General features: G+C 33.3%; 14 protein-coding genes. 1 reads left to right on the plus strand and 13 read right to left on the minus strand.

Going from position 1 to position 12,675, the window contains the following annotated elements:
- Positions 1-21: 21 nt before the first annotated feature.
- Positions 22-1,848 (plus strand): lysophospholipid acyltransferase family protein, encoded by a 1,827-nt coding sequence (locus tag ABJM36_RS14535; RefSeq protein WP_348452226.1) that lies wholly within the window; start codon positions 22-24, stop codon positions 1,846-1,848.
- A 232-nt stretch (positions 1,849-2,080) separates the two neighbouring features.
- Here ABJM36_RS14535 and ABJM36_RS14540 read toward each other — a convergent pair whose 3' ends face one another.
- From ABJM36_RS14540 to serS, 13 genes are all read right to left on the minus strand, one after another.
- Positions 2,081-2,557 (minus strand): YtxH domain-containing protein, encoded by a 477-nt coding sequence (locus ABJM36_RS14540; RefSeq protein ID WP_348452227.1) that lies wholly within the window; start codon positions 2,555-2,557, stop codon positions 2,081-2,083.
- Between the two features lie 108 nt (positions 2,558-2,665).
- Positions 2,666-3,430 (minus strand): sulfite exporter TauE/SafE family protein, encoded by a 765-nt coding sequence (locus ABJM36_RS14545; protein ID WP_348452228.1) that lies wholly within the window; start codon positions 3,428-3,430, stop codon positions 2,666-2,668.
- Between the two features lie 23 nt (positions 3,431-3,453).
- Positions 3,454-3,840 (minus strand): VOC family protein, encoded by a 387-nt coding sequence (locus ABJM36_RS14550; protein WP_348452229.1) that lies wholly within the window; start codon positions 3,838-3,840, stop codon positions 3,454-3,456.
- Positions 3,841-3,880: 40 nt separating this feature from the next.
- Complete coding sequence (locus ABJM36_RS14555) at positions 3,881-4,339, minus strand: DUF1801 domain-containing protein (protein ID WP_348452230.1); 459 nt, start codon at positions 4,337-4,339, stop codon at positions 3,881-3,883.
- 28 nt (positions 4,340-4,367) lie between these two features.
- The gene (locus tag ABJM36_RS14560; RefSeq protein ID WP_348452231.1) at positions 4,368-5,303 is read right to left on the minus strand and encodes a 2-hydroxyacid dehydrogenase; all 936 of its coding nucleotides are present in this window, start codon (positions 5,301-5,303) and stop codon (positions 4,368-4,370) included.
- A 130-nt stretch (positions 5,304-5,433) separates the two neighbouring features.
- Complete coding sequence (gene mgtE / locus ABJM36_RS14565; protein WP_348452232.1) at positions 5,434-6,813, minus strand: magnesium transporter; 1,380 nt, start codon at positions 6,811-6,813, stop codon at positions 5,434-5,436.
- A gap of 19 nt (positions 6,814-6,832) precedes the next feature.
- Positions 6,833-7,627, minus strand: a complete 795-nt coding sequence (rsmA, locus tag ABJM36_RS14570) for a 16S rRNA (adenine(1518)-N(6)/adenine(1519)-N(6))-dimethyltransferase RsmA (RefSeq protein WP_348452233.1) — start codon at positions 7,625-7,627, stop codon at positions 6,833-6,835.
- 68 nt (positions 7,628-7,695) lie between these two features.
- A complete protein-coding gene (locus ABJM36_RS14575) occupies positions 7,696-8,148 on the minus strand; it encodes a GNAT family N-acetyltransferase (RefSeq protein WP_348452234.1) in 453 nt (150 codons plus the stop codon).
- A 9-nt stretch (positions 8,149-8,157) separates the two neighbouring features.
- Positions 8,158-8,481 carry a DUF4286 family protein gene (locus tag ABJM36_RS14580; protein WP_348452235.1) on the minus strand — a complete coding sequence of 108 codons (324 nt, stop codon included), beginning with the start codon at positions 8,479-8,481 and terminating at the stop codon, positions 8,158-8,160.
- 4 nt (positions 8,482-8,485) lie between these two features.
- Positions 8,486-8,998: a GNAT family N-acetyltransferase gene (locus ABJM36_RS14585; protein WP_348452236.1), complete on the minus strand. Its 513-nt coding sequence runs from the start codon at positions 8,996-8,998 to the stop codon at positions 8,486-8,488.
- A gap of 1 nt (position 8,999) precedes the next feature.
- Entirely contained in the window at positions 9,000-10,727 is a 1,728-nt protein-coding gene (locus ABJM36_RS14590; protein WP_348452237.1) for a tetratricopeptide repeat protein, read from the minus strand.
- A 360-nt stretch (positions 10,728-11,087) separates the two neighbouring features.
- Positions 11,088-11,210: a hypothetical protein gene (locus tag ABJM36_RS14595; protein WP_348452238.1), complete on the minus strand. Its 123-nt coding sequence runs from the start codon at positions 11,208-11,210 to the stop codon at positions 11,088-11,090.
- A gap of 151 nt (positions 11,211-11,361) precedes the next feature.
- Positions 11,362-12,633, minus strand: coding sequence for a serine--tRNA ligase (gene serS, locus ABJM36_RS14600; protein WP_348452239.1), 1,272 nt, complete (start codon positions 12,631-12,633; stop codon positions 11,362-11,364).
- Between the last annotated feature and the right edge of the window lie 42 nt (positions 12,634-12,675).

Genomic DNA, 12,675 nt, shown 5'->3' on the forward strand with positions numbered 1-12,675 from the left:
TTTATTTAGTACATTTACATCATGAGTAAACCACAAGATATAGGGTTAGTTAGTGCCAAAGAAGTTGCCAAAGCCATTCAGCTTGACAAATACGGTTTTATTGGTACTTTTATGGGTTGGATTTTAATGAAGGTTCTAAAAATATCTACTTTAAACAAATTCTATAAACGCAATAAACATCTTAAGGACTTAAACTTTCTGGACAGTATTTTAAAAGAGTTTCAAATTAAATTTGAAATACCAGAAGAAGACTTAAAGCGCTTACCTAAAGATGGGGCGTACATAACTGTTTCTAACCATCCACTCGGGGGTATAGATGGTATATTGCTTTTAAAATTAATGCTTGAACAGCGCAAGGATTTTAAAATAATTGCTAACTTTCTGTTACACAGAATAGAGCCCTTAGTGCCCTATATAATGCCTGTTAATCCGTTTGAAGACAGAAAAGATGTAAAATCGAGCATTGCAGGTTTTAAAAACTCCATATTACATTTAAGAGCTGGGCATCCATTAGGCATATTTCCTGCTGGCGAGGTTTCAACCTATCGCGATGGAAAATTAGTGGTTGATAGACCTTGGGAAGAAGCGGCCATGAAACTCATACAAAAAGCTGAAGTACCAGTAGTTCCTATTTATTTTCATGCTAAAAACAGTAAATTATTTTATAAACTTTCTAAAATTAGCGACACCTTTAGAACTGCCAAATTACCATCGGAAGTATTAACACAAAAAAGGAGAACCATAAAGGTTAGAATTGGCAAGCCCATTTCTGTAAACGACCAAAAGGAACATGGGTCGCTAAAGGAGTTTTCCGAATTTTTACGCAGAAAAACGTATATGTTGGCCAATGCTTTTGAGGACAAATCAAAAATATTAAACAATATCTCTTCAACCTTAAAAACCCCGAAAACCCCTAAAAACATTGTTACTCCGGTTGATAATATATTAATGATAGCCGAAGTTGATGCACTAAGGGAAAAGGATGCAAGACTTTTACAAAGTAAAAATTACGAAGTGTTTTTGGCACAAGCTAAAGACATGCCAAATATGCTACGCGAAATTGGTAGATTAAGAGAAATTACCTTTAGAGAAGTTGGCGAAGGTACTAATGAAGCTATCGATTTAGACACCTTCGATAATTATTACCACCACATGTTTTTATGGGATAATGACAGCAAAGTACTTGCCGGAGCTTACAGAATGGGCCTAGGATCCAATATTTACAAACAATTTGGCATCAATGGGTTTTACTTGCAAGATTTATTTCGATTTGAACCAGAACTTCATAAAATGATGAGCGAGTCCATTGAAATGGGGCGCGCATTTATAATAAAAGAATACCAACAAAAACCAATGCCTTTATTTTTACTTTGGAAAGGTATTGTTCACACCACCTTACGCTATCCAGAACATAAATACTTAATTGGAGGTGTAAGTATAAGTAATCAGTTTTCAAACTTTTCAAAATCCTTAATGGTAGAGTTTATGAAATCGCATTATTACGACCCTTATATTGCACAATATGTGCACCCTAAAAAGGAATTTAAAGTAAAACTGAAAGATGCGGATAAAGACTTTGTTTTTGATGAAGCCGAAGCCGATTTAAACAAATTTGATAAATTTATTGATGAAATAGAACCAGGAGCATTACGCCTGCCAGTATTACTAAAAAAATACATTAAACAAAATGCACGATTGGTTGCATTTAACGTTGACCCCTTGTTTAATAACTCGGTGGATGGCCTAATGTATATTCGTATTGCAGACCTACCCGAAAGTACCGTAAAACCCGTTATGGAAGAATTTCAAGCGGAGTTAGAACGTAAACTAGAAAACAAAACAGAATAAGCAATTCTTATTAAGGTTTTAATTTGGGCGTTACCCTAAAGGGGTCGGGCATTCACTACTCGCTTCCTCCTACGTCGGCGAGCTCAAACACGCCGTTCAATCCCTAACGCAAGTATTTGCAAGCTTCGGGTTTTAAAACTAAATCAGTTCATTTTTGCAAGTTTATAAAAGCAAAAAAGAAGCCTTACAAGACCTCTTTTTAATTATTTACAAGTGCTTAATATTATTTTTTTTATAAAGATTTAAACCAATTTTGGAAATGTTCACCCAATACTGGCGTTAGTTTCTTTTCACCGCCTAAAGCGCCTACTAAACTCATTATCCATAAAATAAGCATTACTAAATTTAAAATCCATCCCACTACTGGTACGAAATTTAAAATTAATGAAACAATCATAAGTCCTAACATTTGCCTAATGTAAAATGAACCAAATTCAGATTTATTACTATTGTTCATTACCAAAGCAATAATCCACCCTATTAATGTAATATGAGCAATAATAGCTATATTTTTTTCATTGCTTAAAACAGCCTTAGCATCGTCGGTAAATTCAGAGGCCGCTTCTTTAGCTTCACTTGCAAACTCCTTAGCCTTTTCTTTAGCTTCTCCAGCAATTTCCTCTGCCTTTCCTGCAGCTTTTTTTGCGCCATCTTTTGCGTCGCCTAACATATCATTTAGGTCATCGCTTAATTTTTTTTCATCGGACATTTATATGATTTTGTTTGTGGTTTAACTATAAAATTAATAAAAAAATTAATTGTTATACACCTATAGGTCAATTTTTTCAACTAAATGCTACACAACATATTAGTTATTTTATTTAAATAACATAATAACCCCTCCAATAGCAGTTACTATTAGAATAAAACGCCTGTAATTTACATTGGAAATTAGCTTAACTATTTGAGCACCCAAAAAGAAACCAATGATAACCGCAGGAATTAAAACTGAATTTAAAACTAAAGTATCTATAGTCACCGTTTTCCAAACGAAAATGTGAAATGGCAGTTTAAACACATTTATAATAAAAAATAACCAGGCAGCGGTACCTATAAATTCGTTTTTAGGGAAGCGCATTGCCATAAAATAGATATTTGAAACAGGACCCGCCAAATTGCCAATCATGGTAGTAAAACCTGCTAAAAAACCCATAGAAGCACCAAATGCTTTATTTGTTGGCACACTATTAGATTTTTTATTTTCATTATAAAACATTAAAGCAACAGAGCCAATAATTATAATGGCCATAAGCCTTTTAAAGAGCAATGAAGAGATATCATTTCCAACCCAAACCCCAACTAAAACACCAACAATCATCCAAGGGATTAGTTTTTTAATAATACCCCATTGTGCATGTCTGTTATAATAAATAACAGCAAAAATATCAGCACAAATTAACATGGGAAGTAAAATACCTGTTGACGCTTTTTCGCCAAATACAAAGGCTAGAATAACTACGATTATTATGCCAATACCCTTAATCCCAGATTTAGATAGGCCAAGCAAAAAAACAGCAAACCCAATGGCTGCCCATTGTAATGCTGTTAGATGGTAAGATTGAAGAATTTCTATATAAGACACATGCTATTTTTTGAAAAACGAATTTACAAAAATGCCGTATCTACGGGTTCCCAAAGTTCAATTTTATTTCCGTCGTTATCTAAAACCCAACCAAACTTACCGTATTCATATTCTTCTATTTCGCCCACAATAGTTACGCCCTCTTCTTTTAAAACTTTAAGTAATTCTTTTAAGTTTTCTACCCGATAATTAAACATAAAGTCCTTTTTGGAAGGCTCGTAATATTTAGTATGCTCTGGAAAAGGGCTCCATTGCGTAGAACATTTTTTACCGTTTTCATCTTTCCACCAAAACGTACAACCATAATCGTCGGTATTAAAGCCTAAATGTTTTTTATACCAATCTTTTGCTGCCTTAGGGTCTTTAGTTTTAAAAAATAAGCCACCAATTCCTGTTACACGTTTTTTCATAATAAACTTTATTTTTTCATCCCTTCAAAAAAGGGCAATATTATTTCTTTTTTACCGCACTCTCATAAATATCAATCCATTCATCGACTCCTACTTTTGCAGTTAGTTCGCCTATTAAATCGAAAGGAATATCGTCCATTTTTTTAAAACGTATACAACTCTTCCCCATATCCAACTTATACTTACAACGTTTAGTATATTCTGTAACAAACCAATCCATCACTTCTTTTTTTGAATATATTACCATACTATAAACGGCAATAAAATTTTTTTGAGAAGCCAAACTCATGAAAGGTAATGGCAATTTAGGGTTACAATGGTAACCATCTGGGTATACCGAATGTGGAATTACATAACCTAACATACCGTAATTTATAGTCTCTTTGACACCTTCCGGAAGGTTTTTTAAAATTTGTAGTCTTAATTTAGAAAGAGGCTCTTTGCGATCTTCTGGTAATTCATCAAGATACTGTTGTACAGATGTTGCTTTTGACTGCATATATACTAAATTTAGAAAGTATATAAAGTTAATAAAATTTAGCTTTAATTTTATCTACAATAGTTTGTGCTAATTTTTCTTTACTTTCAACCGTCCAACCTGCAACATGCGGTGTTAATAAAACCTTTTCGGACTTGATTAAATATTGAAAAGCCTCGGGCATTTTGGAAGAAAACAAACTTTCAAAAGATGCTTTTTCGTACTCTAAAACATCTAATCCTGCGCCTAAAATTTTATTAGATTTTAATGCTGAAACCAAATCGTTTGTTACCACGCTTTTACCTCTTGCTGTATTTAAAAACCAAAATGGATTTTTAAATTGGTTTATAAACGCGGCATTAATCATGTTTAACGTAAGTGGCGTTTGCGGCGTGTGCATACTTAAAACCTCAACTTTTTCTTGAAATTCGCTAAGCGGTACTTGTTTGGCATTAGCATCTCCAACATTGTTTTTAATATCGTAACAAAGCACTTCAACATCGAAACCCTTAAGTTTTTTAGCGAAGGCTTTCCCCATGTTTCCATAACCTATAAGTCCTACAGTTCTCCCATCCAACTCGATACCACGGTTATCTTCGCGCAACCATTTACCTTGTCTTACTTGGGCATCGGCCTCGTTTAATTTATTAAAGAGCGATAAAAGCATACCAAGTGTATGCTCCCCAACTGCATTTCTATTACCTTCGGGTGCTGAGATTAAATATATACCTTTTGATTGGGCATAATCACAATCTATATTTTCCAATCCTGCTCCTACTCGACCTATAAATTTTAGATTTTTTGCGGCATCTAAGAATTGTTTATCTATGGAAAACCGACTTCTTATAACGATGCCATCATACTCATGTATTGTGGCTTCAACTAGTGCTTTTGAGGACTTATAATCCTCATGATTAGTGAACCCTATACCATTTAATTGATGGATTAATAAATCGTGATTACTATCGAGGTGTAGTATTTTCATATTGTAAAATTACAAAGTTTTTTAACCCTTCCGACTTTCAATTTAATAAAATTGAAATCCACCTTTCCTTAAATCAAGTAAAGGCATTAGTGCGTAACTAGATTCCTATAATAACAAGGTGTTCTTTTAATTAAATACCTAGAATTGATTTAGCAATTAGGAAATAAAGTAGAATCCCTAAAATATCGTTACTTGTTGTTATAAATGGCCCTGTTGCTATGGCTGGGTCGATACCACGTTTATTTAAAAACAAAGGTACAAAGGTACCAATAAGCCCTGCAATAATTATAACTGCAACTAGTGATACTGAAACGGCAAAAGCAACTAGAATTTCACCTTTTACTGCCCAAACGAATAAAAACAAAAATACAGCTAGTATAAAACCATTTAGAGCTGCTAAAAGCATTTCTTTAATTAAACGACTATTTACACTACCTCGAACATCGTCGTTAGCCAATCCTTGCACAATAATTGCGCTAGATTGTACGCCTACATTTCCTGCCATAGCCGCTATTAATGGCGTAAAAAAGAAAAGTATGACTGCTTCACCTGTAAAAAGGCTTTGAAATCCTTCCATGATTAAAAAGGCACCGATACCACCTAATAATCCTAAAAACAGCCATGGTAAGCGCGCTCTGGTAAGTTCTAGAATACTATCATCTGCCTCGACATCGCCTGTAATACCAGCTGCCATTTGGTAATCTTTGTCGGCTTCTTCTTTTAAAACATCTACAATATCATCGATAGTAATACGACCTAAAAGAATTTTATTATCGTCGCTTTGAATAACTGGAATGGCTTCTAAATCGTACTTTGCCATAATTCTGGCCACTTCCTCGACGTCTTCGTTTACGTTGACATAGTCCACGTTTACTTTTACTATTTCTGAAATTTTCTGGTCGCTTTTAGCTACTATTAAATCTTTTAACGACAGGCGACCAATAAGCTTTTCTTCTTTATTAACCACGTAAATAGAATGAACACGGGTAACTTCTTTAGCTTGACCGCGAATTCTGCGCATACAGCCTGCCACAGTCCAAGTTTCGTAAACTTTTACAAGTTCTTTAGCCATGAGTCCACCGGCAGTATCTTCATCATAAGCTAAAAGCTCGGTGATTTCTGCTCTGTGCTCTTCGTCTTCAATTTGAGCAATAACATCTTTTTGACGTGATTCTGATAATTCTGCAATAATATCGGCAGCATCATCGGTATCGAGCTCTTCAACTTCTTCTGCAATTTCCTTTGCTGAAAGGTTTTTTAATACTTTTTCTCGATTGTCTTCATCCAGCTCCATTAAAATATCTGAAGTAGTTTCAGAATCTAGAAGCTTTATAACATACATAGCCTGTTCTAGATTTAACTCATCTAAAATTTCAGCAATATCAGCGTAATGAAACTCATCTAAGAACTTTTTGAGTTCTTTATCGCTTTCTTTTTCGATAAAAAGCTCGACTTGCTCAATAATTTCATCAGTTAATTGAAATTGTATGTTTTCGTTTTCTTCTGACAAATGGAAGGATTTAAAAAATTTATGCGTCGGCTTCAATTAATTGTGTAAGCTCAATAAAGGCCTGAACGCTTAATTGTTCTGGACGTTTGCCAAATATACTATTTGCTTTTAAATTATCGGATAAATTGAATGTTTTTAAACTGTTACGAAGTGTTTTCCTTCGTTGTTGAAATGCGGCTTTAACCACCTTAAAAAAGAATTTCTCATCGCATGGTAAGGTATAATCTGCTTTCCTAGTAAGTCTTAGAACGCCAGAATCTACCTTGGGTGGAGGATTAAAAACATTTGGTGGTACTGTAAATAAATATTCGGCATCATAAAAGGCTTGTGTTAATACCGATAAAATACCATACACCTTACTACCCTCTTTTGAGCAAATACGTTGTGCAACTTCTTTTTGAAACATCCCTGAAAATTCGGGGATTTGATCGCGCATTTCTAGCGTTTTAAACACGATTTGTGTTGAAATATTATAAGGAAAATTGCCAATAATAGCGAACGGCTCTTGATTAAAAACCTCGTTTAAATCGTATTTAAGAAAGTCTTTTTCTATAATACGCGGTGCCAGGTTTAAATAATTGGCTTGAAGATACTCTACCGATTCGGTATCAATTTCAATAACGAAAGTAGTACATTCTTTTTTAAGCAAATATTTAGTAAGCACGCCCATTCCTGGACCAATCTCCAAAACATTTTTATAATTTTTTAATAAAAGTGTATCTGCAATTCTTTGGGCTACAGTCTCATCATTTAAAAAATGTTGACCTAAATGCTTTTTTGCTTTTACTTGATTATTGTTTGGATGGTATGCCACAGAGTTTGCCTTTTAGTTTACAAAGATACAAAAGACCTTTTCGACTAAGCTTAAGCTGGCCAAAACTTTTAAAACTGCAATTTAAAACCTTCGTGCGATGGTGTAAACCCAAGGTTTTCGTAAAACTTAATAGCTTCGGGCCGTTTTTTATCTGAAGTTAGTTGAATTATTACTGCATTTTTTTCTTTAGCTCTATTAATAGCCCAGGTAAACATGGATTTCCCAAAACCTTTTCCGCGGTATGCTCTCTTTATAACTACAGATTCTATTTGAGCTCTTAAGCTTCCTAAGCGGTTTAAATATTGCAAAAATGTAAGTTGTAAGGTGCCAATTATGGCGTTTGTTTCGTTAACAACTACAATAAGTTCTTGGTTTTTATCTTCACTTATGTTTTTAAAGGCTTCAAGATATTCCTTGGGTAATGGTATTTGAAATTTCTCTCTAGTTTTACCAAGTTCATCATCGGCATACATGGCAATAATTTCTGGCAAATCGTTTAGAGTAGCTTTTCTAAAAATCATTGTAGAAGGCTATTTAAAATTTACCGTGTATTCGTCCACTATTTGAAGTTCTGTTCTAAATGCTAACATTTTATCGGCGAATTTTTTTAATCCTTCTTGCTGTAATCTATCGGCATCTTCTTTATAGTAAGCATCTAAGGCTTCCCGAGAATATGAACGGTATTGTACAGAATAGGTAACCCCTCCCATTTCTTCATCTACTAAAACTTGGGTTAAGGTTGCTTTTTCAAATTTTCCTGTTCCTAAAACTTTTGGAATGTGTTCCTTTATCCAAATAAGCCACTCTTGGTGAATAGATTCGTCAATATTTACGGTTACGTTATATATAATCATGGTTTTATATTTTTTTTGCAAATAACAGGAGTTCTTCATCATCTGCAAAAGGTTTTACGCACTTTTCAAAGGTAAAGCCTAATTTTTCAACTAATTTAATAGAATTTTTATTATCTGGATTTGTTATAGCTACAAGTCTTTTTAAATTAAATCGCTGTTTAGCTAGTTTTATCACTTCCTTTGAAGCTTCGTAACCAATACCAATACCTTCATAATGTGGAAGCATTGCAAAACCCATATCGACATCATCTAAAGTGTCTCGTTTTATGAGACCACAAGTACCAATAGGTTTATTGTTTTCCGCTTTAAGCAATAACTTATAGAAGCCAAACCCAGTAGATTTATAACTTTTAAGGTGCCCTTCTCGTATTCTTTCTTCAGCATCCTTTACTGTTTTAGTGTTTTGGTCACCAATATATTTTATCCAATTTGGCGAGTTAACAAGTTCTAAAAAAAAAGGCGCGTCTTTTAAGGTGAATTTTAAAATAAGAAGCCTGTTGGTTTCTGCAACTATCATATTAATTTATGGCGTCGCCACGCAAGGTTCGGTAACGTTTTCTGGCATCTACAAAGTAAATACTATCGGCATGATTAAAAATAATTTGCTCGTATAACTCCTTTGCTTTTTCGGGTAAGTCCAATTGCTTTTGATATATTTCTGCTAAGTGAAAAAGTGCATCGTCCATTAAAATACCGTCCTTATAATTATCTATTATAGCTTGATAATTTACAACCGCCTTGTCGTACTGTGCTTTTAATTCGAATAATTGGGCTTGTTTATATAAGGCTTTGGCGATAATAGGTTCCGTTTTATGTGCTTCTAAAATATTATCTAGCAATGTTATGGCTTCATCATTTCTATTTTGAAACGCTAATAAATCTGCTTTTGCATATAGCTTTAATGCGGTTTGAAGGGAATCTTCATATTTATTATCAGAAATTAAAAGTTTTAAGTCGAGCGCATCATTAGCTATAAGTTGAGATGTTGATGCTTTTAATATTTTAAGTTGCGATTCTGCCCATTTAAAATCGCCTTTATAATAACTTGCTTTAGCGACTTTAAAACGTGCTTGTTGGGAAATGGTACTATTTTTAAGATTTCGCTGAATTTGAGTATAATAAATTAAGGCCTTATTAAATTTTTCTTGTAAAACTAAAATATCACCTAACTCCAGCTTTACTTGAGCTTTTTCTAAGGTTGATAAAGGCAACTTTAAAGTGGACTCTAAAAATTTGGTAGCCGCCTTAGTTTCGTTTAAATAGAACGCTAAAAAATGACCATAAGCAATTTGTAGTTGTAATGTTTCTGGTTGTTCTCCATAAGTGTGTAACAGCTCTAAATATTTGTTTTTGATAGCGTCATAATTGGCCTCCGATTTTAAATCTATTTTAATTAAGTTTTGATGTGCCCTTAACTTGGTTTTAGCATCTGGAGCCGTTTCAATTATATAATTAAAAACATCTTGAGCCACGTCATTTTCATTATCGCTTGCTGCGATTAATGCCAATTCTTCAATCCGACTTAAACTTTCTGGTTGCCTTTTATAAATAGCCTTTTCTTGAGCAAATGCCTTTTTTAAATCCTTTTGTTGAATAAAAAGCCAACTTAACAAATCATTCCAAAGGGTATTGGGTTGTTGTTGCATTTTTTTAAGCAATAATTTGCGTAACAACACATTGTTGGCATTGGAACTATCTTCACTAATAAAATCGTTTAAAGCACGTTTAATATCTCTTAAAACAATCGGATTAGATTCGGCAAAATTTAAATAACTATTAAACATTTTTTCAATATTTCCTAGCTCGCCATAAATTTGAGCCAACTGAACATTAAAATTAAATTCCGGATTTAAAATTATGGCTTTCTCATAAGCTATTACGGCTTCGTTTAAAAGCGAATGGCTTTGAAAACTACTGGCTACCGCATACACATTAGTTGCTTTTTCGTCAATTTTAGAAAGGGCTTCTTTATAATACTTATTAGCTTTTTCTAAATTATTTTTTAATTGATAATTATATCCTAACTCTACCATAAAAGCGGGATATTTAACGCGTTGCATTAATTCTAAAATAAAATTCTCGGCTGCATCATACTGTTCTAATTGCTGATAAGAACTTATGATTTGATTAATATAAGAAATATTAGAAGATGATCTTGCATACAGCTTTTTATACTCAATTAATGCTTTTTCAAATTCTCCTTTTTCAAAATAATTTTTAGCTATCGTAGCATTTTGTGAATACAAGACACCCGAAATAAAAAAGCAAAAAATTAAAAAATATCGCATACGGTAAATATAATAAAAGTAATGTTTTGAAATTGTACTATAATCGAGTTATTAATTAGCTACTAAATAGAACTTGGCGTTAATTCAACTCATTTATTTTACTTCGAAAAACTCTGTAGATTAGGGTTAAAACAAAAAAGTGCCCGATAAATCGAGCACTTACCAATCAAAAATAATTTTCTATTAACTACTAGTCAACTAAATACTCGGATTGGGGACAGTCTTAAATTCTTTATAACAAACAAAATAGCTTAACAACTTTTTATTTGATTTAATTAGAACGACTATTTTTTTAAAATATTACTTTTAATTAAATTTCTATTTGCTTGCAATTACTGTTGAAGCATCTTCGGATTCAAACAATTCGAAATCTGAAGATAATACTTGAGCTGCTGCAAAAATTAAAGTAACTAGTAGGACAATACGCTTAAAATTCTTCATAATCAGTAGGTTAATAAGATTAGGTTAAGCGAACTTGCAAAATATTCCTTTAAAAATGAAATAAAGCGCACTAAAATCGTTAAACAGCATGAATAATATGCATTTTATCGATAAAAACTTATTAACACCTTAAAAAATGTAGTCCTTTACTTTAATTTATGATTTTAAAACCAGTATATGGCTGAAGTACTTCTGGAACCACAATCCCCTCTTCAGTTTGGTAATTTTCAAGTATTCCGGCTAAAACTCGAGGTAACGCTAAAGAACTTCCATTTAGTGTATGCGCTAATTCATTTTTACCTTCAGTATTTTTATATCGCAACTTTAATCGATTGGCCTGAAAAGTTTCGAAGTTTGAAACTGAAGAAATTTCCAACCATCTATCTTGAGCCGTAGAAAACACTTCAAAATCGAAAGTTAAAGCCGCAGCAAAAGATGTATCGCCACCGCATAAACGTAAAATTCTGTAAGGTAATTTTAATTCTTTTAAAATATCCTTTACATGGTCAACCATACCATCGAAAGCTTTGTAGGATTGACTTGGGTGTTCCACACGTATAATTTCAACTTTATCAAATTGATGCAGTCTATTTAAACCTCTTACATGCGCACCGTAGCTTCCTGCTTCACGACGAAAACATGGTGTGTACCCTGTAACACCAACCGGAAGTTCACTTTCGCTTAAAACGACATCTCTAAAAATGTTAGTTCCTGGCACTTCGGCTGTTGGTATTAAATATAGGTTATCTTCTGTAACATGGTACATTTGCCCTTCTTTATCTGGCAATTGTCCTGTACCAAAACCAGACGCCTCGTTTACCATAAGTGGTAATTGATATTCTGTATATCCAGCCGCAGTATTTTTATCTAAAAAATAAGCAATTAATGCGCGCTGTAATCGTGCTCCTTTACCTTTATAAACTGGAAATCCTGCTCCTGTAATTTTGTTACCAAGCTCGAAATCTATAATATCATATTTTTTTGCTAATTCCCAATGCGGTAAGGCGCCATCATGTAATGTTGGAATATCTCCTTCTTTATAAATTTCTTCGTTATCGTCTTCAGAGTTTCCTTTTGGAACAGAGCTATGCGGTACGTTTGGAATTTTATAAAGCAATTCATTTAAAGCTTCTACCTTAGCATTGAGCAAGTCTGAAAGATCTTTTGAAGACTCTTTTAAAACGCTTGTTTTTTCCTTTAAAGCATTAGCTTCTTTAACGGCACCAGACTTAAATAAATTTCCAATTTCTTTTGATAAACTATTAGATTCAGCCAAAGTATTATCTAATTCTGCTTGAAGACGTTTTCTATCGTCATCCAAGGTAATGACGTCACTAATCATTTGGACGGCATTTATATTTCGTTTTGCTAAGCCTTCAACTACTAATCCTTTGTTTTCTCTAATAAAAGCAACTTGTAACATGACATGAAAATTTAAGCGACAAATTTAATAAAATGAATATAT

Origin of the sequence: Algibacter sp., from assembly GCF_039977455.1 — a bacterium.
Taxonomy (GTDB): Bacteria; Bacteroidota; Bacteroidia; order Flavobacteriales; family Flavobacteriaceae; genus Algibacter_B.